The sequence below is a fragment of the Halobacillus sp. AWM4_238 genome (genome assembly GCF_056158265.1).
Window position 1 is genome coordinate 669,091 of sequence record NZ_JBSWSY010000002.1, and the last position, 23,346, is coordinate 692,436.

Annotated in this window: 28 protein-coding genes; 20 read left to right on the plus strand and 8 right to left on the minus strand. The window is 45.1% G+C overall.

Features of this window, described 5'->3' with window-relative positions; translation table 11 throughout:
• Positions 1-75: 75 nt before the first annotated feature.
• Entirely contained in the window at positions 76-234 is a 159-nt protein-coding gene (locus ACXACN_RS03485) for an aspartyl-phosphate phosphatase Spo0E family protein (RefSeq protein ID WP_474966790.1), read from the plus strand.
• A gap of 77 nt (positions 235-311) precedes the next feature.
• On the opposite strand, the gene ACXACN_RS03490 is transcribed toward ACXACN_RS03485, so the two are convergent.
• Positions 312-1,475 (minus strand): aminotransferase A, encoded by a 1,164-nt coding sequence (locus ACXACN_RS03490; RefSeq protein ID WP_474962360.1) that lies wholly within the window; start codon positions 1,473-1,475, stop codon positions 312-314.
• Between the two features lie 111 nt (positions 1,476-1,586).
• Here ACXACN_RS03490 and ACXACN_RS03495 point away from each other — a divergent pair, with 111 nt between their 5' ends.
• The 7 genes from ACXACN_RS03495 (at position 1,587) to ACXACN_RS03525 (ending at position 5,925) form a co-directional block, all read left to right on the plus strand.
• Positions 1,587-1,736 carry an FbpB family small basic protein gene (locus ACXACN_RS03495; RefSeq protein ID WP_474962362.1) on the plus strand — a complete coding sequence of 50 codons (150 nt, stop codon included), beginning with the start codon at positions 1,587-1,589 and terminating at the stop codon, positions 1,734-1,736.
• A gap of 115 nt (positions 1,737-1,851) precedes the next feature.
• Positions 1,852-2,712 carry a patatin-like phospholipase family protein gene (locus tag ACXACN_RS03500; RefSeq protein WP_474962364.1) on the plus strand — a complete coding sequence of 287 codons (861 nt, stop codon included), beginning with the start codon at positions 1,852-1,854 and terminating at the stop codon, positions 2,710-2,712.
• Between the two features lie 2 nt (positions 2,713-2,714).
• Positions 2,715-2,882: a hypothetical protein gene (locus ACXACN_RS03505; RefSeq protein WP_474962366.1), complete on the plus strand. Its 168-nt coding sequence runs from the start codon at positions 2,715-2,717 to the stop codon at positions 2,880-2,882.
• Between the two features lie 153 nt (positions 2,883-3,035).
• Complete coding sequence (locus ACXACN_RS03510) at positions 3,036-3,740, plus strand: DNA alkylation repair protein (RefSeq protein ID WP_474962367.1); 705 nt, start codon at positions 3,036-3,038, stop codon at positions 3,738-3,740.
• A gap of 59 nt (positions 3,741-3,799) precedes the next feature.
• Positions 3,800-4,207: a hypothetical protein gene (locus ACXACN_RS03515; RefSeq protein WP_474962369.1), complete on the plus strand. Its 408-nt coding sequence runs from the start codon at positions 3,800-3,802 to the stop codon at positions 4,205-4,207.
• Positions 4,208-4,271: 64 nt separating this feature from the next.
• On the plus strand, positions 4,272-4,472 hold the full coding sequence (locus tag ACXACN_RS03520) for a PLDc N-terminal domain-containing protein (RefSeq protein WP_474962371.1): 201 nt from the start codon (positions 4,272-4,274) through the stop codon (positions 4,470-4,472).
• Positions 4,473-5,019: 547 nt separating this feature from the next.
• The gene (locus ACXACN_RS03525; protein WP_474962373.1) at positions 5,020-5,925 is read left to right on the plus strand and encodes a chemotaxis protein; all 906 of its coding nucleotides are present in this window, start codon (positions 5,020-5,022) and stop codon (positions 5,923-5,925) included.
• A 502-nt stretch (positions 5,926-6,427) separates the two neighbouring features.
• Here the strand turns inward: ACXACN_RS03525 and ACXACN_RS03530 are convergent.
• The 4 genes from ACXACN_RS03530 to ACXACN_RS03545 all read right to left on the minus strand — a co-directional run bounded on the left by ACXACN_RS03530 (position 6,428) and on the right by ACXACN_RS03545 (position 8,743).
• The gene (locus ACXACN_RS03530) at positions 6,428-6,637 is read right to left on the minus strand and encodes a hypothetical protein (RefSeq protein ID WP_474962374.1); all 210 of its coding nucleotides are present in this window, start codon (positions 6,635-6,637) and stop codon (positions 6,428-6,430) included.
• Between the two features lie 62 nt (positions 6,638-6,699).
• Positions 6,700-7,170, minus strand: coding sequence for a YkyB family protein (locus tag ACXACN_RS03535; RefSeq protein WP_474962375.1), 471 nt, complete (start codon positions 7,168-7,170; stop codon positions 6,700-6,702).
• A gap of 62 nt (positions 7,171-7,232) precedes the next feature.
• The gene (locus tag ACXACN_RS03540) at positions 7,233-7,793 is read right to left on the minus strand and encodes an SCO family protein (protein WP_474962377.1); all 561 of its coding nucleotides are present in this window, start codon (positions 7,791-7,793) and stop codon (positions 7,233-7,235) included.
• Positions 7,794-7,885: 92 nt separating this feature from the next.
• Positions 7,886-8,743 carry a metallophosphoesterase gene (locus tag ACXACN_RS03545; RefSeq protein WP_474962378.1) on the minus strand — a complete coding sequence of 286 codons (858 nt, stop codon included), beginning with the start codon at positions 8,741-8,743 and terminating at the stop codon, positions 7,886-7,888.
• Positions 8,744-8,892: 149 nt separating this feature from the next.
• Between ACXACN_RS03545 and fadH the strand changes: the two genes are divergently transcribed.
• Both fadH and ACXACN_RS03555 read left to right on the plus strand, forming a co-directional pair.
• The gene (fadH, locus tag ACXACN_RS03550; RefSeq protein ID WP_474962379.1) at positions 8,893-9,660 is read left to right on the plus strand and encodes a 2,4-dienoyl-CoA reductase; all 768 of its coding nucleotides are present in this window, start codon (positions 8,893-8,895) and stop codon (positions 9,658-9,660) included.
• A gap of 15 nt (positions 9,661-9,675) precedes the next feature.
• The gene (locus tag ACXACN_RS03555; protein WP_474962381.1) at positions 9,676-9,870 is read left to right on the plus strand and encodes a DUF2197 domain-containing protein; all 195 of its coding nucleotides are present in this window, start codon (positions 9,676-9,678) and stop codon (positions 9,868-9,870) included.
• A 120-nt stretch (positions 9,871-9,990) separates the two neighbouring features.
• Here the strand turns inward: ACXACN_RS03555 and ACXACN_RS03560 are convergent, their stop codons facing one another.
• A complete protein-coding gene (locus ACXACN_RS03560) occupies positions 9,991-11,454 on the minus strand; it encodes a flavin monoamine oxidase family protein (RefSeq protein WP_474962382.1) in 1,464 nt (487 codons plus the stop codon).
• A gap of 239 nt (positions 11,455-11,693) precedes the next feature.
• Here ACXACN_RS03560 and ACXACN_RS03565 point away from each other — a divergent pair, with 239 nt between their 5' ends.
• Positions 11,694-12,038, plus strand: coding sequence for a hypothetical protein (locus tag ACXACN_RS03565; RefSeq protein WP_474962383.1), 345 nt, complete (start codon positions 11,694-11,696; stop codon positions 12,036-12,038).
• Between the two features lie 149 nt (positions 12,039-12,187).
• Here ACXACN_RS03565 and ACXACN_RS03570 read toward each other — a convergent pair whose 3' ends face one another.
• Positions 12,188-12,874, minus strand: coding sequence for a DUF4396 domain-containing protein (locus ACXACN_RS03570; RefSeq protein ID WP_474962384.1), 687 nt, complete (start codon positions 12,872-12,874; stop codon positions 12,188-12,190).
• 119 nt (positions 12,875-12,993) lie between these two features.
• Between ACXACN_RS03570 and ACXACN_RS03575 the strand changes: the two genes are divergently transcribed.
• From ACXACN_RS03575 to ACXACN_RS03590, 4 genes are all read left to right on the plus strand, one after another.
• The gene (locus ACXACN_RS03575; protein WP_474962386.1) at positions 12,994-13,311 is read left to right on the plus strand and encodes a metal-sensing transcriptional repressor; all 318 of its coding nucleotides are present in this window, start codon (positions 12,994-12,996) and stop codon (positions 13,309-13,311) included.
• 12 nt (positions 13,312-13,323) lie between these two features.
• Positions 13,324-15,726 carry a heavy metal translocating P-type ATPase gene (locus ACXACN_RS03580; protein ID WP_474962387.1) on the plus strand — a complete coding sequence of 801 codons (2,403 nt, stop codon included), beginning with the start codon at positions 13,324-13,326 and terminating at the stop codon, positions 15,724-15,726.
• Between the two features lie 34 nt (positions 15,727-15,760).
• The gene (gene copZ / locus ACXACN_RS03585; protein ID WP_474962388.1) at positions 15,761-15,961 is read left to right on the plus strand and encodes a copper chaperone CopZ; all 201 of its coding nucleotides are present in this window, start codon (positions 15,761-15,763) and stop codon (positions 15,959-15,961) included.
• A 61-nt stretch (positions 15,962-16,022) separates the two neighbouring features.
• Positions 16,023-16,967, plus strand: coding sequence for a F510_1955 family glycosylhydrolase (locus ACXACN_RS03590; protein ID WP_474962390.1), 945 nt, complete (start codon positions 16,023-16,025; stop codon positions 16,965-16,967).
• A gap of 111 nt (positions 16,968-17,078) precedes the next feature.
• Here ACXACN_RS03590 and trhA read toward each other — a convergent pair whose 3' ends face one another.
• Positions 17,079-17,717 (minus strand): PAQR family membrane homeostasis protein TrhA, encoded by a 639-nt coding sequence (gene trhA / locus ACXACN_RS03595; protein ID WP_474962391.1) that lies wholly within the window; start codon positions 17,715-17,717, stop codon positions 17,079-17,081.
• Positions 17,718-17,970: 253 nt separating this feature from the next.
• Here trhA and cbpB point away from each other — a divergent pair, with 253 nt between their 5' ends.
• From cbpB to ACXACN_RS03620, 5 genes are all read left to right on the plus strand, one after another.
• Positions 17,971-18,438, plus strand: coding sequence for a cyclic-di-AMP-binding protein CbpB (gene cbpB, locus ACXACN_RS03600; protein ID WP_474962393.1), 468 nt, complete (start codon positions 17,971-17,973; stop codon positions 18,436-18,438).
• Between the two features lie 66 nt (positions 18,439-18,504).
• Positions 18,505-19,977: an MDR family MFS transporter gene (locus ACXACN_RS03605; RefSeq protein WP_474962395.1), complete on the plus strand. Its 1,473-nt coding sequence runs from the start codon at positions 18,505-18,507 to the stop codon at positions 19,975-19,977.
• A 60-nt stretch (positions 19,978-20,037) separates the two neighbouring features.
• On the plus strand, positions 20,038-20,757 hold the full coding sequence (gene dapD, locus ACXACN_RS03610) for a 2,3,4,5-tetrahydropyridine-2,6-dicarboxylate N-acetyltransferase (RefSeq protein WP_474962396.1): 720 nt from the start codon (positions 20,038-20,040) through the stop codon (positions 20,755-20,757).
• An 83-nt stretch (positions 20,758-20,840) separates the two neighbouring features.
• Positions 20,841-21,956 carry an N-acetyldiaminopimelate deacetylase gene (locus ACXACN_RS03615; RefSeq protein ID WP_474962398.1) on the plus strand — a complete coding sequence of 372 codons (1,116 nt, stop codon included), beginning with the start codon at positions 20,841-20,843 and terminating at the stop codon, positions 21,954-21,956.
• Positions 21,957-22,048: 92 nt separating this feature from the next.
• Entirely contained in the window at positions 22,049-23,341 is a 1,293-nt protein-coding gene (locus ACXACN_RS03620; protein WP_474962400.1) for a hemolysin family protein, read from the plus strand.
• The last annotated feature ends 5 nt before the right edge of the window (positions 23,342-23,346 follow it).

The window sequence follows — 23,346 nt, forward strand, 5'->3', positions numbered from 1 at the left end:
ACATTCTTTTCTTTTTTACTACAAAAGTTGTACAATAATAGATGAGAACACGTCAGGAGGTAGTCGATTTTGCAAGTGGCCGACAAAGATCCTCGTATTGCCGAATTGGAAGATTTGCGTAAAGAAATGACGAAAGTGGCTTTTGAGAAAGGGTTGTCCAGTCCTGAGTCGATCAGGCTCAGCCAACAACTCGATAAGCTTTTGAATGAAGTACAAAAGAACAAACCCAAGTAAAAGAACTCATGGAACCTGTATCCATGAGTTCTTTTTCATGAGAAGAATTTACCGATTTTTGTGTGTGCGTTTGTTTTTTAATCAGAAACCTCTGTTCCGATGAAGTGTTCAAGGCGCTTAAGACCGATTTCCAGCGTCTCCATGCTGTAGGCATAGGAAAGGCGCATATATCCTTCTCCATATTCAGAAAAGGCGTCCCCAGGAACAAGGGCGACTCCTGCTTCCTCAACCAACTGCACCGTACGTTCGAATGTCGTCTTCCCATTCAATGGAAGTTTAAGGAAAACATAAAAGGCTCCATCAGGTTCAGCGAATGGAATTCCTATTTCCTTTAAGCGTTTGACGACGAATGACCTTCTTTCCATATAAGCATCACGCATCGTTTCGGCTTCTTTTTTTCCGTTAGCCAACGCTTCAAGCGCTGCGTGTTGGCTGATCGAAGGTGCACAAGAGACGTTGTACTGATGAACTTTCAACAAATGACGAGTCAGCCAGGAAGGGGCAAGCAAGTATCCGATTCTCCAGCCAGTCATACTGTGGGATTTGGACACCCCGTTAATCACGATCACTTGGTCACGAACATCAGGGAAGCTGGCGATCGATGTGTGGGGACGATCGTAAACAAGTTCACTGTAAATTTCATCCGCTAATAGAAAGAGTTGATGCTTCTTGATCACATCCGCAATATCCCGAAGCTCTTCTTCTGTCAAAGAGACACCTGTAGGGTTGGATGGATACGGTAAAATGACGGCCTTCGTCTTAGGATTGACTTGCTTTTCAATTTGATCTCCGGTCAATTTGAATCCGTCACGGCTCGTATCGATAAAGACAGGGGTACCGCCGGCTAAGCGGATCAGCGGTTCGTATCCCGGATAGACCGGACCCGGCAGCAGCACTTCATCGCCTGGCTGAATAATGGTGCGTAGCGTAATATCAAGCGCCTGGGAAGCACCAATGGTAACGATGATTTCATCTTCTGCTTTATAATCCAGTCCGTATGAATCGTTCACATGCTGCTGGATTGCCTTTCTAAGCGGCAGCATACCAGCATTATGAGTATAACTCGTTTGATTATCTTTGATCGCCTGAATTCCAGCCTCTTTCACATTGTGAGGTGTAGGAAAATCCGGTTGTCCAATCGTCAAAGAAACCACATCTTCATAGTGGCTGACCATGTTGAAAAAACGTCGGATTCCTGATATTTCAATTTGTTTCACATTTGGGTTGATGAAGTGTTCCAATGGGTCATCTCCTTCTTTTACATAAAGTTAACAAAATGTTCAAACAATTGTTGCGCGGAATATGTTGAATTTTGCTATAATTTAAAATAAGCCTATGAAAGGAGTTGTATAATGAGAAACCAAAAACGAATTTCCTTTGAAGACTTAGTTGATCGTAACAAACGACAACTGTTGAACGACCAGGAAGCAATCGAAAAAATCGAACGTCAAATAGATGAAAAACATGCAAGAAAAAACGATTCCGATGCTTATGTAAACTGATGATATCACACCACAAAGCAACCGCATAGAAGCGGTTGCTTTTTTACTTTTCTGATGGAACATGGCAAAATATAGGGAGAGGTAGCAAATGGGAAAAGGAAGGTGTGTCAATCCTATGAATGATGTTGGCTTAGTTCTTGAAGGCGGAGGGATGAGAGGCGCATACACAGCGGGCGTGCTCGATTTTTTCCTTGATGAAGGCATTCACATCCCTTACGTAGTTGGAGCATCTGCAGGCGCATGTAATGGCAGCTCTTATGTCGCCAGACAACGCGGAAGGAACTACGAAGTGATCGTTGAGTATGGGGATCATCCAGAATACATATCGTACAAACGGATGATAACGAAACGTCAGTTGTTTGGAATGGATTTCATATTTGATAAACTGCCGAACCAGCTCGTTCCGTTCGATTACGACACATTCCTTCAACAAAAAACACGTTTCGTTGTTGGAACGACGGATATGAATACAGGCGAACCGGTCTTTTACGACCGCTTTCCGGACAGGGAGAGTCTTTTGAAAATCATACGTGCCTCGAGCTCACTACCGATGGTCGCTCCAAGTATTCAGTATGATGGACGGGAGTTGATGGATGGAGGGATTGCCGACCCGATTCCAATGCAAGCATCCAAACAGCATGGGAACAAAAAGCATGTCGTCGTGCTCACACGCAACGATGGATACATCAAAAGCAGGATGAAAGGCGGCTGGTACTTTAACCGAAAGTACAAGCAGTTCCCACTTTTCGCGAAAGCCTTACTGGAAAGGCACGCTCGTTACAATCAGCAGTTGGAGAAAGTGAAGGAAGCAGAACGAAACGGAGAGGCATTCGTCATCCGTCCTTTAAAACCATTGAAGGTAAGTCGAATCGAAAGAAATCGTAGTCGTCTGCACGACCTGTATTCTCAAGGATACGAAGAAGCGGAAGCACATGCGACTAATCTCCAACGATTTTTACAAGTAAGTGGAGGGTAACGGTGTGGCTTGAACAGGAGACAGGGAAGATGCTGATCGGTCTTGCCACTGTTACTTTCTCGGCTTGTGCTATCATTCTTTTACTCATGAAAAGGAAGAGGGACAAGCGCCTTTATGGATATGTGATGGCTCACTTAATCTTATCCACAGCATCGGTCGTAGGCGAATGAATCTCTGACCAGCCTGTCCTATGAAGAAAAACCACAATCTATGGCTCTAGCTGCGATGACCTTTCAACTAGGGACGGCCGCCATTATACGGTGTGCCTCGATCCTTTGTTTGATCATCGGAATTCGCCTTTTCAAAGAAACGGAGGAGTATGGATGAACCATTCAGAAGAGATCTGTGAACATGTGACCGCTGCCCTGGAAGAACATAGAAATGAAGAACAGCGGATCCCTATGGAGAATTACATGAAAAATCACTATCCTTTTTTCGGAATCAAAGCCCCTGAGCGGAAAAAGATCCTCGCACCATTGCTGAAAGAATATCAAACGATCACACACGAGGAACGCCTGGAAGCAGCGGTGTTGCTGTTTGAAAAACCGGAAAGAGAATGTCACTATGCAGCTCTCGCTATTCTTGAAAAAGGGGTCAAGAACGCCCCGGAACACAGCATTGATACATACAAACAGTTGCTTATGACGAAACCGTGGTGGGACACGGTCGATATGATCGCTTCCAATCTGTGCGGGGGTTACTTCCTTCGGTATCAGGACAAACTACGCCCTTATACGGAAAAATGGCGAGAATCTGATCACTTATGGGTCCGACGGTCGAGTGTCCTCCATCAGTTGAAATACAAAGACAAAACGGATGCTCCTCTGCTTTTTGAAACGATTGATAAGCTCAAGCACGAAAGAGAATTCTTCATTGAAAAAGCGATCGGATGGGCGCTTCGAGAGTATAGCAAAACGGACGCCTATAAGGTCATTGATTATCTAAAGCGCGAGGAAGTCCGGCCATTGAGCTACCGGGAAGGGCTGAAGTGGCTGAAAAACAAACACCCGGAGCTTTTAGAAGTGTGAAGTTTATTCCTTTCTCTCCTTGTTCATAATGGTAAAAAAAGAACAAGGAGCGGTAGAAGATGAATATAACGGAATGGTTCGATCCATCGTTTCTGGATGAGACAATCAGCTGGCTGGATCAAGATCTATTGGATGTTTTTGGTCTGGAGCCGGAATATGTTCAATTTTCCCTCGTCTTTTTATTCATGCTTTCTCTCATGTGGGTCGTCAAACCTGTCATTGAATGGATGATGCTGAATCACTGGAAGACCCTATCAAGCTATGTGACAAGCACTCTTCTAGCCCTGGTGTTCCTTCAACTGGTCGATCGTTACGCCATGTCTGATACGAACTCAACCCTGCCTGCGTCCTATTGGTCGGTCTGCCTTCTCGCCATCAGTAGTTTCGGGTTGGTATATGTAACCGCAGGATGGGTGCGGAAGCTTTACACACGCTTATCGAAAAGAAGCAAAAGAAAAGCAGCCTGATTTGAAACCTTCTCTAATTTTTGATCGTAGAATAAGTCAGCATAGAAATTAGAGGAGGAACACCATGGAAATCGGCATCTTATTTCTCATAGTCCTGATCTTCGGGATCGGGTTGATCGTTTTAAATATTCTTACGAGTGTATGGGCGTACCGCGATTCTGTCCGCAAAAGCAGAAGTACCGCCTACAGCCTTGTCGTCCTTATCGGCACCTTATTCTTCCCGATTGTCGGGCTGATCGTTTATCTCATCATAAGAAACGACTAAAAAGAGCGGAAATCCGCTCTTTTTTTATTTTAGTTATTCATACGTACGGCAGAATTCTTGATGTATGCGTAGATCGAGGATCGGGCAATGACTCTCTTTTCGATTAAGCGCGCTCTGTTCTTTGTGTGTCCTTTTATATCTCCTTCAGCTAAGTACAGTTCATGCGTCGCTTACCAAGGCGACTGCAAACCTAAGGTAGAGTTACTCCAACTCCACGAACGCCTGACTATAATAACTTATTGAAATCCTTTTTCTGAGGACATAGCAATTATTTAGGATGAATGTGTTCTAGTCCTGGTTTCATAGTATTCATTTTGAAACCTCTCAGCACTTTAAGGTAGTTTCGGGCTTTTAACGAACGTAAGGTGGTTGGGAAAGCGAGTCGTTTTCCCAACCACCTTATCCACCACACTACATACCGAAACTAGTTCTTCAACAAATGAACCTTTAGTGGAATTTATCAGCTATTAGCTGGACAATAGCTTTACATTTGGCCTTTCATAGACGATATAAAGAGTGGATTCTATCAAAGGAAGGACGATGCTTCATGAAGCAGGATCAAGGCATATTACTCGAAAGTGGAACAAACGAATTGGAAATCGTCGAATTCGGAATCGGAACGAACCGATTCGGCATTAATGTTATAAAGGTAAAAGAAATTTTGAACCCTCACCCGGTAACAAAAATTCCTCATTCTCATTCATCCGTGGAAGGGATCATCGAAATCCGCGGGGAAGTCGTCCCTGTCGTTGATGTAGCCCATGCCCTCGGATTTTCTCCATCCGAAAACCCGAAGCAGGATAAATTTATTCTGGCCGAATTTAATAAGACGAAAATTGTGTTCCACGTACACACCGTCACCCAAATTCATCGGATCTCTTGGGAACAGATAGAAAAACCAAACAAGATGTACCAGGGGCTGGAAACGCAGATTACGGGTGTGATCAAGATGGATGAGGACATGCTGTTGCTGCTTGATTTCGAAAAAGTGGTCGCAGATATCAACCCTGAATCCAGCATTAACGCTGAGCAGTTGCGTGAGCTTGGGCAAAGAGAACGTTCACAAAAGAAGATTCTAATTGCTGAAGATTCTGGTATGCTCCGCGCCATGCTTCAGGAAACGTTAAGTGAAGCAGGTTATGAAAACACAGTGACTTTCGAAGACGGAAAAGAGGCGTATGAACATCTGGAACATTTGGTGGAGGAAGGGAAATTAGCAGAAGAAGAATATCAGTTGATCATTACGGATATTGAAATGCCACGAATGGATGGTCATCACTTCACTCGTTTGTTGAAGGAACATAACGAATTTAGCAAACTCCCAGTGGTTATCTTCTCCTCATTAATCACAGATGATCTTCGCCACAAGGGGGAAATCGTCGGAGCCGATGCCCAAGTATCCAAACCAGAAATCGTAGAGCTCGTAAAAATCATCGATCATCACATCCTCTAAAAAAGGGCTTCTTTTCCTGTTTTTATAATGGAAGGATTGTGGAAGACACGATTTCGAGACTTTCCGAGGTTCGTTCCTTAGTTGAGCAAAAGGGGTGGTTGGGAAGCCACTCGCTTTCCAGTGGGGGAGTGGCGAGACTCCTATTTTAAGTGTGCAGGCGCCTTGGTTAGCGGCGTATGGACTGGACTGAGCTGGCGGAGATAAAGGAAACACGAAGAACGTAGTGATTCGATGTTGACTTATCGTACAGAAGCGAGGGAAGTCTCACTAGCCGCTAGGCGCCGAAACCGGATATCGAAGAGGGAAAAAAGTGCAGGGTGAGACCCCACAGGACGCAGTCCGAGGAGGCTCACCGCGCTCCCGCGGAAAGCGAGCTATTCCCTGCAGCCCCATATACTCAACTAAAGTCTCGAAACGGAGTCTTCACAAACGTGAGATAATTTAGATCTATCATGATGGAAAAAAAGCAGGAATAAAAAAATCCGCTCCGTGGCGGATTTTTTTATTCCTGCTTTAAACGTTCGAACAATTCGTCATGCCAGTCATACGCATGTTTTGACAACGTTTCAGGACCAGCATTTGTCGGGGATGCATCTACGATGATTTTCTTATGATGATCTGAAAGGTGTTCATAAGAAGCACGCATTTCTGTTGTGTATTCCATATACTTTTTCAAATGATATAGAAAGTCTTCCACTTCACTTACAGGCATTGTATCATCCTCCTCTACATGTCCATTCCTTATTTATTCAGAAATGAAACCTGTAAAGGGGTTTACGTACGCTTTCTTCTACGCTGGTTCCACGGGGTGCCTGTCGGTTGGCCGAGCATGGTTGGTTGTGATGTGGCTTGGAAGGAGTAGGCTGGTTTTTTTGGCTGCTTCCAATTCAAAAAATGATAAAGCGTACGTTTGGCTCTCGACAGTGATAATTTTGGTTTTGGGTTCCGGTAGGACTGATCGACTTTCCCTAAATGTTCCAGTTCTTGGAAGTCTTTTTTCGTTGCTGGAACGTGGAAATAGTAACCACCTACTTCGATGAGGAGGGTCGAGTGCTGCTGGCTGAATTTCGGATGGTCGGAGAAATGGAGTCCGACCTTTTTGGCGCGGTTTTCATTTAGGAGTTTGTCAATCGTTTGCTTCTTAATGTCGTAGAGATGTCTCGGTTCGGGTGCTGTTTTGGCATGTCGGTTGACGATAAATAGGGATTCGGCCAATTCGCGGTTGGATATGTGATTGTCTTTCATCTATGATCTCCTTTCCATCCAAGTATAGCTCTCTTTTTGTTTATTTACAACATTTTACATTATTAGGATTCATTTTTATATTTTTTTAGATCTTCGACGATTTTTGCAACAGATTCCGCTTTTGTTCCGCTGTATGATTTTGCAATGTTTCCATCAGGATCGACAAGGAAAAAACTCGTTCCATGGGCGACCTGATTGGAATCTTCCATTTTTTTTACCGGGGATTGGAAGGATTTGATGGACCATTCTTTCACTTCCTGATAAGAATACCCGGTAAGGAAGTCCCAATTCTTATAATTCGGCTGATAGTTTTCCGCAAAAGCCAGCAGTTCTTCTTGAGTGTCATTTTCCGGGTCTACACTGACCGAGACGAGCTGCACGTCTATATCTTCCTGCTCTAATTGAGCCTGTAATCTGGACATATTCCCTGTCATCGGTGGGCAGACGGTTTCACAGTTGGTGAAGATGAAATCCGCAACCCAGTAATCTCCGGCATATGCTTTGGGCATGGATACTTCTTTTCCGTGCTGATTCACGGCTGATAATTCTCCGACGTCACTGGAACTGCAAGCAGCCGTGATCGAGATAAGAACAATGATGCTGATCCAAAATCTTAATTTCATAAGGTCCTCCAACTTTCTAAATTGTCTTTAGTTTACCACTTTAAAGGGAAAAGGACAGTTGTGTTTTCAATCTGTCACAAAGATGTAAGAGTTTAATGATTGGACTTTAATTGGAATACCGAAATTTCAGGACGGCACAAAAATCGGTAGGGCAGTCTGGTCGTACCAATTCCGCGGCTTACGTAAAGGTTGAACCCGTTCACTAAGGGATAGTGTCCCTCCACGAAATGTTCAGCGAAAGGCGGGGTGACAAGGTAACCGAAGAAAGGTACTTGCACTTGTCCACCATGGCTGTGTCCGGACAATTGGACATCCACAGGATAATGCTGGTATTCGAGCGCTACGTCCGGTTCATGAACCATCAATAAGGTAAACACTTCCGAAGGGATCCCATCAAGTGTTCGCTCTAAATCAGGTTGACCGAGCATGATGTCATCAACTCCAGCAAGGGCTAGGGAGGCGGAACCATTTTTGATGAGCGTATGTTCATTTTGTAAGAGTTGAAAGCCGCTTTGATCCATGACGTCCCGAATCTTCTCTGTTCCATAACCGCCATGGTCATGATTTCCATAGATCCAATATTTCCCTTGAGCCGCTTCCACGCTCTTCAGAATTTGGATGAGCCGTGGAGGGAAAGAGTAGGTGTGTGGCTCGTCCACGAGGTCTCCTGTAAACAAAATAAGGTCTGCTTTCTCGTCATTGATTTTTTCAACGAGACGCTCCAGGTCATCCAATTCATAGTGAAAGCCAACGTGTGTGTCAGAAAACTGGAGGACTTTGAAATTATGAAAATGCGGGGGGATTTTCCCGTGTTCGATCTCATGGCGGCGGATGGCGAGCATATTCGGTTCCATGTAACGCGCATACGAATAGCCAAAAGCATTGAGGCCGATCAAAGCGGCCGCGCCTGCTAATGTACGTTTGATGAAGGTTCTTCTGGTTATGTTCATGACGTCTCTCCTCTGAATTCTTCAGCCATTATAACATGGGTGAAGGAAAGATTACGTCGAATTTTTATACTTTATTTCAAAAATGAACAGGTATTCAGTTTGTGTTTGTTGAATAACAACAGTAGTCAAAAAGAGGAGGTTTTTTACATATGGAGAATCAAGTCGTCATCGTTACAGGTGGTTCGAGTGGAATGGGGTTGCACATGGCTGAAAGGTTTGTACAAGAAGGGGCCAGGGTCGCGATCACCGGTCGGAATGTAGAGCGGCTGGAAGAGGCGAAGAAAAAGATCGCCGCAGGGAAAGAAGATCATGTTCTAACGATTCAAATGGACGTGAGGGAAGTGGAGGATACACAACGGATGGTGACAGAGACCGTAGAAGCTTTTGGTCGAATCGATCATCTTGTCAATAATGCCGCTGGTAATTTCATTGCACCTGCTGAGGAGTTGTCTCCAAATGGGTGGAATTCTGTCATCAATATCGTTTTGAATGGAACGTTTTATTGCAGCCAGGCTGTAGGGAAGTATTGGATTGAAAATGAGATCAAAGGGTCGATCTTAAACATTGTTGCGACATATGCCTGGAATGCTGGCGCAGGCGTGATTCATTCCGCTTCTGCAAAATCAGGGGTACTTACGATGACGCGGACGCTCGCTGTGGAATGGGGGACGAAATATGGCATTCGTGCCAATGCCATTGCTCCAGGACCAATTGAACGGACGGGTGGCGCGGAAAAACTCTTTCAATCCGAGAAAGCTGCTCAGCGTACACTGGCTTCTGTTCCTTTAGGACGGTTAGGGAAACCAGAAGAAATCGCTGGCCTCGCGAAGTTCATCCTCTCAGAAGAAGGGGCTTATATGAACGGGGAAGTCGTTACACTGGATGGGGGTCAATGGCTGAATAAATTTCCTTTTTAAAAGGGGAGAGGACGAATGGAAAAGAAATGCTTCTTTTGTAAAAAGGTATATCAGTTAGATCGTTCGGACTCTCAATATATGAAAATTAGTAGGGATCCAATGGCGTCCTATGTGTGCAAATCTTGTAATCAATCGATGCAAAAGGATGCGCAGACAAGTACCGGCCTTCACCCGGATATGATTGATTCGCATGATAAATTTTTACGATAGGGATTCACCATCATCCCTTGGTCTTCGGGCTTTTTGGTGTTATTGAACGTGGTTCCTGCATAAAGCCCACCACAGGTTTGGCTGACCGCAGGAACCCCCGTTCATGAGACCCAATTTCTTTCACCGCTCGTTCACTTCATTTGCCGCTCGAATAGCAGATTGAATTGCGCCTTCGACCCATCCATGGAACGTAGAGGTGTGCTCCCCTGCGAAATGTACGCGCCCCTCTGGTAAATAGAGACGATCTGAAAAGTCGGTCGCTTGGTTTGGTGCGAATAAAGTGAAACATCCGGCAGAAAATTCATTTTGACTCCAACTATATGAAGCTCCTTTCGTGAATTCCTCGTATATTCTCTTTCCGTACACTTTTGATAATCCATAGAGTGCTTCGTTGATTCTTTCCCGCTCAGGCAAGCTGTTCCATAAATTCGCATTCGCCCCCCAACTATAACTTCCAAGCATCACTTGCCGACCGGGATTGGGCGAGTAAGTATACCTCAAAGGGATGTCGGTTAAGACATTTCCAATCTCCAACTCTTCCCAAAACCTTGACTTGAATTCAAGTCCAATCTTTACGGATGACACATACGTTAACTCTTTGATGGCTTTCCACTTTTCAAAGGAAAAAGAATCGTAGGGAATGATATCGATGAACTGCAGGACGGAATAAGGGACAGTGACGATGACATAATCCCCTTCATAACTTTCGTATTTATACGTGTTCCGATTAATGGCCACCACTCTGATTCCATCATCTTCCTGGAAGATCTGCTGCACTTTTCTTTTGTATATGATTTGGGAGCCTAACTCGGGCATAAAAGCTTTCGGCAACAAATCATTCCCGCCTGCAATTTCATAAAACTGGAGGTCTGGGTTGAAAACGGTACGGACAATATCGAGCAGGATGTCTACAAACGATAGTTCCGGAAAGCCTTCAATACCAATCAAAACTTTGACTTTCCTGATCGCCCCTTCGGATAAGGAAACCCCTAGAGGGTTAAATCTTAGGAATCCTTCAAAAGAATAGCGGTCGAATTTTTCTCTTAAACGTTCCTGTTCTTTTGGTGAGGCGTTCTGATATAGATCTAAGTAGGGTTGAACCGCCATAGAGAGCAACTCTTTTGCTGTTTTTCCTTCTTCGTCCGGTTTTAATGGGAATTTCAAAACCGTTGGGTCCTGGTTGTACGTAATCGAGGTGCTTTGCACTCCATTGACGAAATAAAGATCGTTCACGTTATTGAATTCGTTGGTGGGTAAGTTGAATTTGTCAATGTATGCGAAGGTCAGTTGATGAATATTCGGGAACCGCATAGCGCCTACATCCAGATACTGCCCTTCTGAGAATGGTTTTCTTAGTGTGTAGACTCTTCCACCGACCCGGTCGCTGCCTTCGATTATTGTTACTGAATGTCCCGCTTGTTTTAATAGGGAAGCAGAAACCAATCCAGCCATGCCGGCTCCGACGATGATGATTTTTTTAGGTGGACCATCAAGAACCGGCAGTCCATTCTTTACGATGGAAAGCATATCTTTCGGATAACTCAAGTCTCCATAACTGTGAATATCGACTCGCTGACTTATCACAATCTCCCCCTTCTCGTATAACATACGATGGAGGAAAACATAAAATTCCATGGAATATACTGGTTTGAGGGGTGGGGCACCATCGTGGAGGGAATGGCACGATTGATATGTTAGAGATAAAAAAATAAGAATAAAAACTATCAATGGTATGGATAAAATTACTTTTTATGATCAAAGTCCCTCTTTGTTAAAATGGCACTATAGATTGAAGGTGGAGATTACCTCAGAAAGTTGTGTTCATGATGTTTCCGGAAGCGAAAGATGTAGCTCAAGTCGAATTTTACTCGTTCATTGCTACGATGGTTTATTTATTTTCAGTTACCTTTTTACTATTCTATGTCTTTTACAAAATAGCGATGTTGTCTCCCCGTAAAGGCTTTAAAAACACCTTTTTATTTTTGATGAGTTTACTGCTTCGGATTCCTTTTACACCCGTCGAAGGCACTGAACAGAGAAAGTTGTCATTTGGGGAAATTCGGGCAGAGGTATGGAAAGAGGTATGGATCATTATCTTTGTCACCCTGTGGTATATCATAGGTCTATACTTTGCAGATCTACAAATCGAAGAATTTAATAGCTTCTAGAAAAAAGGTGTCGAAGTTTTAGAGTTAGGTTAATCAACCCTTACTATGATTGATGTGCCGTGTTGTTTTACTTTCTACTTAAGCCTTTTAAAAGAAAACGCAAGAAAGTCCGAGCATTAATGTTCGGACTTTCTTGCGTTTTTCATTTCTTACATTTCTTCTTTAATGCCTTTCCTCACTAATACCCAGTTTGCAGGATAACTAGTAAGGAAACCGAGGATCATCGCAATCTGCATCATGAACCAATACGTAGCCTCGTTCGGCTTCGGTGGCTCTTGGAACAGGAAGAAATGAACGATGGCCATCCATCCGAACATTCCGACCTCGAATGCAATCAATGAGAGAGAATCGGCCTTAATGGCGGCCCAGACCGCTCCCTTTTTGCCAAGATCTTTATTCATCGGGTAAATCGCATAATACTGGAAAAGGATACCGAATAAGTAAGCCAAGATGAATTCAACGGTGTAGTGGGCGAAGAGGGTGGACCCAGCAATCATCATGCCTGTCAAAGCAACGATCGGTACACCGACAGCATCACCAAGGGTGCACCCGGCTGAACAGTGGCTCGTGGAAACAAAGACTTTCGCAGGTCTCCCGCGATGATCCTCTTTATCATTGTCCTTACTCTTCAAACGTCCCCACTTGAAATAGGTCCATAACGCGAAAGGCCCCATAAACCATCCATTGATCGGCCATACAACATTCATGATCTTCATCATTTGCGGGTGTCTCAAGATATCAATGGTAATAATAAGAGAAGATAAAAGACCAATCGAAAGAGCGATCACAGAAATGGTAGACAACAAAACAATCACCTCTGTATTTTTGGGTTTCAATTTCTATACCCCAAGGTAGTAAAAAAATAAACAAGGAAAATTCTTTTTATTAATAACGTGAATTGATTGACTCCTATACCTATACCGGGTATATAATAATAAAAAAGGAGGCGGTGGGGATGTCAGAAAATCATCTTCCTGAAGATAGTGGCAAACAACCGGTCAAACCTAGGACTGTAGATGAAAAACTTGCGGTATTGAACCGATTGAAACGAATTGAGGGCCAGGTGCGCGGCATTCAGAAAATGGTGGAGGACGATCGTTACTGTGTAGATATCCTCGTACAAATATCAGCCATCAACAATGCTTTGAATAAAGTCGGATACAACTTGTTGGAGAGGCATACGCATCATTGCGTCAAAGACGCCATTCAAAAAGGGAATGGTGATGAAGCGATCGATGAGTTAATGAAAGTCGTTCAACAGTTTTCTAAATAAGGGGGCATAAGAATGGCAGATAAAAAACAGATGAATGTAGGAATCACTGGGATGACGTGCTCTGCCTGCTCCACGAGAATTGAAAAAGTGCTTAACAAGATGGATGGGGTTGAAGCAAACGTGAATCTGGCGATGGAAAAAGCGAGTGTCCATTATGATGAGTCACAAGTTGAGCCGGAGGACATCCAGGCACGGATTGAAAAACTTGGTTATGGTGTACAAAAGGAGCGGGTGGAGCTTGATATACAAGGCATGACCTGTTCGGCGTGTTCATCAAGAATACAAAAGGTGCTGTCCAAAACGAGTGGCGTGAGCGAGGCAAACATCAATTTAGCGACAGAAGCGGGTGTTGTTGAATACGACCCGAACTCACTGACAGTCGAAGATATTATCGGTAAGGTAGAGAAACTCGGTTATCAGGCGGTTACGAAACAAAACCGGGAAGAACAGAAAGAACAAAAAGAAGAAGAAATCAAAGAGAAGAAGCGGAAACTTTGGATTTCAGCTGTGTTATCACTCCCTTTGCTCTATACAATGGTCGGCCATTTACCTTGGGACATCGGACTTCCTGTACCTATGTGGTTGATGAATCCATGGTTTCAATTTTTACTCGCAACCCCTGTTCAATTTTACATCGGGGCACAGTTTTATAAAGGAGCCTACCGGGCGCTTTCGAATAGAAGTGCCAACATGGATGTTCTTGTAGCTCTTGGAACATCAGCGGCATATTTTTATAGTTTGGTTGAAGCTATCCGGTGGCAGATGAATCCGGAGCACACGCCAGAGTTATATTTTGAAACAAGTGCCGTCCTGATTACCCTCATCCTTGTAGGGAAACTATTTGAAGCGCTCGCTAAAGGACGGACGACAGCGGCACTGACGAAAATGTTGAACCTACAGGCAAAAGAGGCGACCATCATCCGAGATGGAAAAGAAGAGAAAGTTCCTGTTGATGATGTTCAGGTCGGGGACGAACTGCTCGTCAAACCAGGGGGGAAGATCCCTGTCGACGGGGTAGTTATAAACGGAGTTACTTCTGTCGATGAATCGATGATTACAGGCGAATCGATCCCTGTTGATAAACAATCAGGCGAACCTGTCATCGGTTCTACGATCAACAAAAACGGAACGATTACAATGAAAGCAGAAAAGGTAGGGAAAGATACAGCTCTATCCGGTATCGTCAAAATCGTGGAAGAAGCGCAAGGGTCGAAAGCGCCGATCCAAAGAACGGCGGATCAGATTTCCGGAATATTTGTTCCGATTGTAGTCGGAATTGCTGTATTGACGTTCCTTGTATGGTTCCTCATCGTCTCACCTGGAGAATGGCCTCCTGCCTTGGAAGCTGCGATTGCTGTGCTTGTCATCGCTTGTCCATGTGCCCTTGGCCTAGCTACCCCAACTTCGATCATGGTCGGTACAGGAAAAGGCGCGGAGCAGGGCATCTTATTTAAGGGCGGTGAATATTTGGAAGGCACCCACCGACTGACAACGATTCTCTTAGATAAAACTGGTACGGTAACAAAAGGAAAGCCGGAAGTGACGGACTTTGTAGCCTTTGATGACGAAGAAGCCCTGCTCGCTCTCCTCGTTTCTGCAGAAAAATCCTCCGAACATCCACTTGCAGAGGCGATGGTCCAATACGGTGAGGGAAAGGGTGCTATGAAACCAGCTGCTGAAGAGTTTGAAGCGATTCCCGGCCATGGAATCAAAGCCGTAGTGGACGGCGAACGTGTCTGTATCGGAACTAGAAAATTGATGCAGCGCGAAAACACCGACTATGAAGTCCATGAAGAGTCTTTGGCTGCCCTTGAACAACAAGGAAAAACCGCGATGTTCATTGCCGTAGAAGGAGAACTGAAAGGCTTTATCGCGGTCGCAGATACCGTGAAAGAAACATCCAAGCGAGCCATTTCAGACTTGAAAGCGATCGGTCTTACCGTTTATATGGTCACAGGTGATAACCAACGGACAGCGGATGCGATAGCCAAACAAGTCGGTATCGATGGAGTTTTTGCAGAAGTCCTTCCCGAACAGAAGGCTGAAAAAGTAAAAGAACTGCAAAAGCAGGGTGAAAAAGTTGCCATGGTCGGGGACGGCATTAATGATGCGCCATCACTGGCTACTGCCGATATCGGAATTGCGATCGGGACCGGTTCAGATGTTGCCATCGAAACAGCCGATATCACTCTTGTGGGAGGAGACCTCGCTCACTTGAGCCAGGCCATCCGCTTGAGTAGGAAAACGATGAGTAACATCCGTCAAAACCTATTCTGGGCCCTCGCCTATAACTCTGCCGGGATCCCGGTTGCTGCCCTTGGACTTCTCGCCCCGTGGGTAGCTGGTGCGGCCATGGCCTTCAGCTCTGTCAGTGTCGTTACAAATTCACTGCGGTTGAAGCGGGCCAGGATTTAAAATCTAAAAGAATCACATGGAAAGGAGAATGAAGATGGAAACAACATTGAAAGTAGAAGGAATGACGTGTGGGCATTGTAAAAGTGCTGTTGAAGGTGCATTGAAAGAAATCAATGGTGTGAGCGAAGTGAACGTAGACCTGGATACAGGGAACGTAAACATTTCTCATGATGAAAGCACCCATAGAGTGGAAATGGAAGAAGCCGTCGAAGACCAAGGCTACGACGTTGTGTAACGGTGACAAATCCCCAGGTAAGAAACTGCCTGGGGGTATTTTTATAAAGGGGTGAAAGAATATGGGAAACGTTAAAAAAACAACGTTAAGTCTTCTTTTAGCATCTGTTTTTCTAGCTGCTTGCAGTCAAGAAGTTGAAGAGGAGGCGGCAGACCCTCAGGAAAACACGGAAGAGAAAATAGAGAATCAAGAATACTTACAATCCTTTGAGGGAAATCTCGGGCATGTCCACGGCCTCGGTCATACGGAGGATGGGTTTGCTTTCGCCGCCCACACAGGAATTAAGATCTACCAGGATGGGCAGTGGAAGGAAGCGGTTTACCACCCTCATGATTATATGGGGTTTCAGGTAAGGGAGGACGGATTTCTTTCTTCCGGTCATCCCATCCCTTCCAGTGATCTACAAAATCCGCTCGGCCTTCAAAAAGGAAAGGTTTCCGAAGAGAGTTTAGATTCGCTAGCTTTTTATGGAGAAAGTGATTTTCACGTCATGGGGGCAGGATTTGCCAATGAGTCTGTTTATGTGTTTAATGAACAGCCGAATTCAGAATTGGAACAGGGATTCTATAGAAGTCCAGACCTTGGAACGACTTGGGAGTCTATTCAAGCTGAGGGGCTTGAGGGCGGAGTTTTTCAAATGGTAGTCCATCCCACAGATGGAGACGCGGTAGCTACAGCTACAGATTCAGGAGTTTTTTTAAGCGAGAATGGGGGAGAAAGCTTTAAAAGGATTTCTGAACCTGGACAAGGGGGAGGCCTTTATTTCAAGGAAGACGAACTCTTTTACGGTCTTTACGATGGAGAAGCACAGATGACATCTTATTTCATTGATGAATCTGGAACATCGGATGTTCCACTCCCTGAATTAAAAGAAGACGCCGTCATGTATTTTTCCCAAGTCGAGGGACGAATGGCGCTTTACACCTTTAATGGTTCAGCCTTTGTATCTGAAGACGGAGGAGAGAATTGGGAAAAGGTCGTAGAAAAAGGGGAAACGGTTTCGTAAGGAAGGAACTCCAATGAGAAGTCATTGGAGTTCTTTTATTCTTGAAGTTGTACAGACATAGCGACCTGTACGATAGAAAAAGACTCGCAGATGCAACCTGCGAGTCTTGGATCAACCAATGATATAGAAGAATATTGAGAAAAAGTGGAGGATCGAACCACCGAGCACGAACAAATGCCAGACCATATGGTGGTATTTGAAGCTGCGCCAGACGTAGAAGATCGATCCAATTGAATACATGACGCCTCCGACGACGAGATAGGTGATGCCTGCAGCAGGGACTTCCGCTGTCAATGGACCCCACGCAAGGACGATCAACCAGCCCATCAATACATAGAAAACGGTGGACATGACGACGAATCTTTTAACGAAAAACACTTTGAATACAATTCCAAGAACAGCCATTCCCCAGACGATGCCAAACAACGTCCATCCGAGCGTGCTTCGTAATGGAACGAGCAGGATCGGTGTGTACGTTCCGGCAATGAAAAGGTAGATGGCGGAATGGTCGAAGATCTCGAACAGGTCTTTTGCACGTCCGGGTGGAAAACTGTGCACGAGTGTCGAGGATACGTATAAGATGAGCATCGTAACCCCGTAGATCGTCACACTCGTAATATGCCAGGCGTTGCCGCCGATACTTGCAAAGACAATGAGCAGGACGAGCATCGCGAGGCTTAAGATCGCACCGATGCCATGAGTGATGGCATTGGCGATTTCTTCACGCTTCGTAAAAGTGTGTGTGAGCAAATTTTTTCATCTCCCATGTAAATGAACTGTCTTCATTATACGCGTCATTCTTTTTTTTATAAAGACCGGACACTTAAACAGGTTTGAATAGAACAGATGTTGGGGTACTAGGTAGTCGGAAGCAAGCAAGAGAGAGAAATGTCGGATATTGCGTTCGTGCTTAGGTGGAAATTGTGTTAGAATATGTAATGGTCTTAAGAGCGTCTCTTTCTGCTCCTTCAATGTTCAAGAAAAAGAGGAGTGAATTAAGAACATGATAAGTATAGAAAAAGAAACATTGAGGATCCCACTCGTTTCAGAATTAATGATTCCAGCTGAGAAAGTAGCCCACGTACAAATTGGTAACCCGCTCGAGCATGCGCTTTTGGTATTAGTGAAGTCTGGGTATTCCGCTGTACCTGTACTGGATCCTACCTTTAAATTTCAAGGAGTTATCAGCAAAACGAAAATTTTAGAAGAAACGTTGGGCATTGAACAATTTGAATTGAACCGGCTGTCTGAAATGACGGTCAGTGAAGTGATGGATGATGAAGTCCCTTGCCTGCAACTTAGTGATACGATGATTGATGCGATGCACAAGCTGATTGATTATCCTTTTGTCTGCGTGACGAATCCACAAGGGGAATTCGACGGGATTGTGACACGTCGGACCATCCTCAAACAATTCAGCAAGCATTATCATGAAACGTTTAAACATACGATGATAGAAGCAAATGAATAACTGATTATGATAGAATGGATGGCATCTAAGATGTCATCTATTTTTGTATTGAAGGTGAATCTACATATGAAGAAAGACAATCAAAAACGAGGACTTGTGCTCGCCTCGATTATGCTTGCGATGTTCCTAGCAGCCATCGAAGCGACCATCGTTTCTACAGCAATGCCGAGTATCGTAGCGGATCTAGGCGGGTTCAGCTTATACAGCTGGGTGTTTTCTGCCTATCTCTTGACAAATGCAGCGACCGTCCTGCTTTTCGGCCGATTAGCGGATGTTTTTGGCCGAAAACCGATCTTTATGCTCGGCATCAGTTTGTTCCTGTTAGGAGCTGTTCTTTGTGCTCTCGCACCATCGATGAATGTTCTGATCGGGGCAAGGCTCGTGCAGGGACTCGGAGCTGGTGCGCTGATGCCGATTGCGACAACGATTGTCGGTGATATTTATACAAAAGAAGAGCGGGCGAAAATTCAAGGGTATTTATCAAGTGTCTGGGGGATTTCAGCAGTAACAGGACCGGCGCTCGGAGGTTTCTTTGTGGACCTTCTCTCCTGGCCGTATGTCTTCTGGATGAATGTTCCCCTCGGTCTGCTCGCCCTTTTGGGTATCCTCTTCTTTTTTAAAGAGGAAGTCTCGAAAGAAAAGAGGAGTGTCGATGTTGCAGGCTCGATGTGGGTTGTCGTCACGGTCAGCACATTAATGATTATCCTGGTAGAAGGCGGGACAGGGATCGAATGGATGTCGTGGACGATGACTTCCATGATCGTCGTCGCTCTCACCGGAGCCCTTGCGTTTTTCTTTCATGAGAGAAAAACGGAAGATCCGATGATGCCGATGGATTTGTGGCACATTCGCTCGATCCGTTACGCGAATTTGACTTCGCTTACGACCGGCATGATCCTCATCGGAGTAAGCAGCTATTTACCGGCCTTCGTCCAAGGAGTGATGGAGCAATCGGCGACGGTTGCGGGGTTCACGCTTACGACCATGTCGATCGGCTGGCCGATTGCAGCAACGGCTGCGGGACGGCTGATTTTGAAAATTGGTTTTCGTCCGACATCGATTCTTGGCGGCGTTTCGCTTATCATCGGCGGGATCATCTTCTCGCTGCTGAGTCCTGAGAAAGGACCCTGGTTTGCAGCGATGGGATCCTTATTCATCGGGATCGGCATGGGATTATCGTCCACATCCTTTATTGTATCGATTCAAAACAGTGTCGATTGGCAAAAGCGGGGCATAGCGACAGCAACCAATATGTTCATGCGTACGATTGGGAGCGCCATTGGAGCTGCCTTGCTTGGAGGAATCTTGAACAGCCAGGTAGCAAGCGCCATTGAGAACTCGAGTCTGCCGGATTCTTTCAGTGTCGACTCTGCGAATTCGCTATTGAGACAGGAAACGAGAGAACAATTGAGTGAGGAAGCGCTCCTCGTTTTACAGGATGGACTGACGTCAGGACTGCACCTCGTTTACATGGGATTACTCGTACTCGCTGTCCTTAGTTTTCTACTAATTCTCAGAATTCCAAAAAAAGAAGATTGAAAAGGTCAGGGTCCCTTTGATAAAGTAAAGGAGGAAAGATACATAAAGGAGGAATTTCTTATGAAACAAATGGACGCCAATGAAATCATTTCATTTATATCAAATAGTGAAAAGTCAACACCGGTCAAGGTTTACTTGAAAGGTGAAAATTTGGAAAACATCGAATTTGGTGAACAGGTACAAGATTTCATCACAGGAAATTCCGGTGTAATTTTCGGAGAATGGAAAGTCATTCAGCCAATTCTAGAAAAATATGAAAACGACATCGAAGATTACGTGCTAGAGAACGATCGTCGTAATTCAGCGATTCCTTTGCTGGATTTGAAAAAAGTCAATGCACGCATTGAGCCGGGCGCAGTCATCCGTGATCAAGTCGAAATTGGAGACGGAGCAGTCATCATGCTTGGTGCAATGATCAACATTGGTTCTGTCGTCGGTGAAGGAACGATGATCGATATGAATGTAGTACTCGGAGGCCGTGCAACAGTCGGAAAGAACTGCCACATCGGAGCGGGCGCAGTCCTTGCAGGTGTCATCGAGCCACCTTCTGCAAAACCTGTCGTCATCGAAGATGGAGTCGTTATCGGTGCGAACGCTGTTGTTCTTGAAGGCGTAACCGTTGGTGAAGGCGCAGTCGTTGCTGCCGGTGCGATTGTAACCGAAGATGTACCAGCAAACACACTGGTCGCAGGCACCCCTGCGAGAGTGATCAAAGAAATCGACGACCAGACGAAGTCCAAGACAGAAATTATGCAGGAGCTTCGTAAATTAGATAACTAATTTTTTCGTTTTAAGCTTCATTCCATAAAGAAAGGGCCTTGCTCCTTAGAGCAGGGCCTTTCGTATAGGGAGGGATTCATCTCATGGAACAAGGACCACTATCAACCATTAGAAGAGAGCTGCATCAAATCCCCGAACTTGGCTTCAAGGAGTATAAGACGCAGCAGTACTTATTGGATTATATAAACAAACTGCCTCAAGAAGCCGTAAGTGTGGAAACGTGGAGAACAGGGATCCTTGTCCGGGTGAAAGGGACGGTCGGTCAAAAGACCATCGGCTACCGGGCGGATATCGACGGACTTCCTCTGACGGAAGAGACGGGGTATGCTTTTCAGTCTACACATGAAGGTCGCATGCATGCGTGCGGTCATGACTTTCATATGACAATCGCGCTTGGTGCTTTGACGCGCCTTTCCCAAAATCCTGCTGAAGATGACGTCGTTTTCATTTTTCAACCGGCAGAAGAGGGGCCGGGTGGGGCAGAACCGATGTTGCAATCGGAAGCGATGGAAAAGCATCGGCCGGATGTGATTTTCGCATTGCACGTCGCACCAGAACTCCCGGTAGGTACGGTATCTTCAAAACCGGGATTATTGTTCGCCAACACGAGCGAACTTTTCATCGATTTTAAAGGCATCGGAGGGCATGCTGCCTTTCCACATTTGACCCATGATATGGTCGTCACGGCCAGTTCTTTCGTTTCCCATTTGCAGCAAATCGTTGCACGTAGAGTCGATCCATTAGACAGCGCGGTCATAACCATCGGAAAAATTGAAGCGGGAACAGTCCAGAACATTATTGCTCAGGCCGCCCGCTTAGAAGGTACCATCCGTACGTTATCCCCAGAAGCGATGGGAAAGGTCAAAGGGGAAATTGAGAAGGTGGCCCGCGGTTTTGAAATCGCCAACGATTGTGCCATCCACATCGATTATGGCGCCAATTATCATCAGGTGTTCAACGATGGTGAACAGGTGAAGCGTTTTGAAAAGTTGGTGAATGAGACGGACTATCACTATCAGGAAGCGAAAATGGCCATGACCGGTGAAGATTTCGGCTATATGGTAAAAGAGATTCCAGGATTCATGTTCTGGCTGGGGGTCGATTCTGAAGCTGGTCTTCATCAATCGACCCTGAAACCGAAGGAAGAAGCTCTTTCAGTAGGAGTCGATCTCGTTGAAAAAACCTTGCGTGAGCTTTAGTTTGCGCATAGGCTCGCCATTCCAGTAAACAATAGAAGGTAGATGAGAGAAGGAGGAGCTATCCTCCTTCTTTTTTATAAGGAGTGGCCCTGATGGAAACAACGATTAAATTGACAGCCGTGGCAATCTTGATTCTACTTACTGCCTTTTTTGTAGCCAGTGAATTTGCGATTGTAAAGGTTAGAAAAACAAGACTGGAAGCTCAGGTCGCTGAAGGAAATAAAAAAGCGGAAAAAGCGATGCGCGTCGTCACAGATCTCGATTATTACTTGAGTGCCTGTCAGTTGGGCATTACCATTACAGCCCTTGGTCTTGGTTGGTTAGGGGAGCCGACGTTAGAGGTGCTCTTGAGACCGCTCTTGCATCAAGTCGCCTTACCGGAAGGCGTTACCCATACGATTTCATTCATTATCGCCTTCTTTGTCATCACTTTTCTGCATGTCGTGCTTGGCGAACTGGCACCGAAAACAGTGGCGATCCAAAAGGCAGAGAGGATTACCTTGCTTTTATCCAGGCCTCTCATCCTTTATAGCAAATTGATGTATCCCCTCATTTGGCTTCTGAATGGATCGGCCAATATTTTCGTGCGGATGCTCGGTTTCCAAACAGCACGTGAATCCGATGAAGTCCACTCAGAAGAAGAATTGAGACACATCTTAACGAAAAGTTATCAAAAGGGAGAAATCAACCGATCTGAGTACACATATGTCGATCGGATCTTTGAATTTGATAACCGGACAGCCAAAGAAATCATGATCCCTCGTACCGAAATGGCCGTCCTGGATGTCCGTCAGTCGGTGACGAACGCGGTAAGGGAAGTGAAGCACAACCGCTATACAAGGTACCCCGTCATTGAGCGGGACAAAGATGAAATCATCGGCATCATTCATATGAAAGAACTGCTGTATGATGATGCCGAAAATCAGAGTACGCTTCGTCCGTTTTTACGTCCGGTCATGAAAGTTTTTGAAAATATCCCCATCCACGATCTGCTCGTCAAGATGCAGAAAGACCATACGCATATGGCTGTGCTCATTGATGAGTACGGGGGGACTTCTGGAATTGTGACAGTAGAAGATATCCTTGAGGAAATCGTCGGTGAGATCCGTGATGAATTTGATGCAGAAGAAGAACGGGATATCAAACGCCTGAAAAACGGTCACTTTTTAATTGAAGGCAAAACCGCCATTCAGGACATCAATGACTTCTTTGATATTCAACTGGATCATATTGATATTGATACGATATCCGGGTGGATGTACACGAAAGATTTTGAGGCCAAAGAAGGAACAGTTATTGAAGGAGAGGGGTACCATTTTAAAATTGTGGACCTGGTAAAAGGGCAAATTAAGAAAGTGGAGATGTGGAAAGAAGAAACAAAATAACCCGG

What these genes read in the sequence shown, in the direction of transcription:
- ACXACN_RS03495 (WP_474962362.1), top strand. Translation starts at nt 1,587, where the DNA reads ATGAGAAACCAAAAACGAATTTCCTTTGAAGACTTAGTTGATCGTAAC.
- cbpB (WP_474962393.1), top strand. Translation starts at nt 17,971, where the DNA reads ATGATAAGTATAGAAAAAGAAACATTGAGGATCCCACTCGTTTCAGAA.
- ACXACN_RS03590 (WP_474962390.1), top strand. Translation starts at nt 16,023, where the DNA reads ATGGGAAACGTTAAAAAAACAACGTTAAGTCTTCTTTTAGCATCTGTT.
- ACXACN_RS03580 (WP_474962387.1), top strand. Translation starts at nt 13,324, where the DNA reads ATGGCAGATAAAAAACAGATGAATGTAGGAATCACTGGGATGACGTGC.
- copZ (WP_474962388.1), top strand. Translation starts at nt 15,761, where the DNA reads ATGGAAACAACATTGAAAGTAGAAGGAATGACGTGTGGGCATTGTAAA.
- ACXACN_RS03605 (WP_474962395.1), top strand. Translation starts at nt 18,505, where the DNA reads ATGAAGAAAGACAATCAAAAACGAGGACTTGTGCTCGCCTCGATTATG.
- ACXACN_RS03555 (WP_474962381.1), top strand. Translation starts at nt 9,676, where the DNA reads ATGGAAAAGAAATGCTTCTTTTGTAAAAAGGTATATCAGTTAGATCGT.
- ACXACN_RS03520 (WP_474962371.1), top strand. Translation starts at nt 4,272, where the DNA reads ATGGAAATCGGCATCTTATTTCTCATAGTCCTGATCTTCGGGATCGGG.
- ACXACN_RS03530 (WP_474962374.1), bottom strand. Translation starts at nt 6,637, where the DNA reads ATGCCTGTAAGTGAAGTGGAAGACTTTCTATATCATTTGAAAAAGTAT.
- ACXACN_RS03540 (WP_474962377.1), bottom strand. Translation starts at nt 7,793, where the DNA reads ATGAAATTAAGATTTTGGATCAGCATCATTGTTCTTATCTCGATCACG.
- ACXACN_RS03575 (WP_474962386.1), top strand. Translation starts at nt 12,994, where the DNA reads ATGTCAGAAAATCATCTTCCTGAAGATAGTGGCAAACAACCGGTCAAA.
- fadH (WP_474962379.1), top strand. Translation starts at nt 8,893, where the DNA reads ATGGAGAATCAAGTCGTCATCGTTACAGGTGGTTCGAGTGGAATGGGG.
- ACXACN_RS03515 (WP_474962369.1), top strand. Translation starts at nt 3,800, where the DNA reads ATGAATATAACGGAATGGTTCGATCCATCGTTTCTGGATGAGACAATC.
- ACXACN_RS03510 (WP_474962367.1), top strand. Translation starts at nt 3,036, where the DNA reads ATGAACCATTCAGAAGAGATCTGTGAACATGTGACCGCTGCCCTGGAA.
- ACXACN_RS03620 (WP_474962400.1), top strand. Translation starts at nt 22,049, where the DNA reads ATGGAAACAACGATTAAATTGACAGCCGTGGCAATCTTGATTCTACTT.
- ACXACN_RS03525 (WP_474962373.1), top strand. Translation starts at nt 5,020, where the DNA reads ATGAAGCAGGATCAAGGCATATTACTCGAAAGTGGAACAAACGAATTG.
- ACXACN_RS03545 (WP_474962378.1), bottom strand. Translation starts at nt 8,743, where the DNA reads ATGAACATAACCAGAAGAACCTTCATCAAACGTACATTAGCAGGCGCG.
- ACXACN_RS03500 (WP_474962364.1), top strand. Translation starts at nt 1,852, where the DNA reads ATGAATGATGTTGGCTTAGTTCTTGAAGGCGGAGGGATGAGAGGCGCA.
- ACXACN_RS03565 (WP_474962383.1), top strand. Translation starts at nt 11,694, where the DNA reads ATGATGTTTCCGGAAGCGAAAGATGTAGCTCAAGTCGAATTTTACTCG.
- dapD (WP_474962396.1), top strand. Translation starts at nt 20,038, where the DNA reads ATGAAACAAATGGACGCCAATGAAATCATTTCATTTATATCAAATAGT.
- ACXACN_RS03535 (WP_474962375.1), bottom strand. Translation starts at nt 7,170, where the DNA reads ATGAAAGACAATCACATATCCAACCGCGAATTGGCCGAATCCCTATTT.
- ACXACN_RS03615 (WP_474962398.1), top strand. Translation starts at nt 20,841, where the DNA reads ATGGAACAAGGACCACTATCAACCATTAGAAGAGAGCTGCATCAAATC.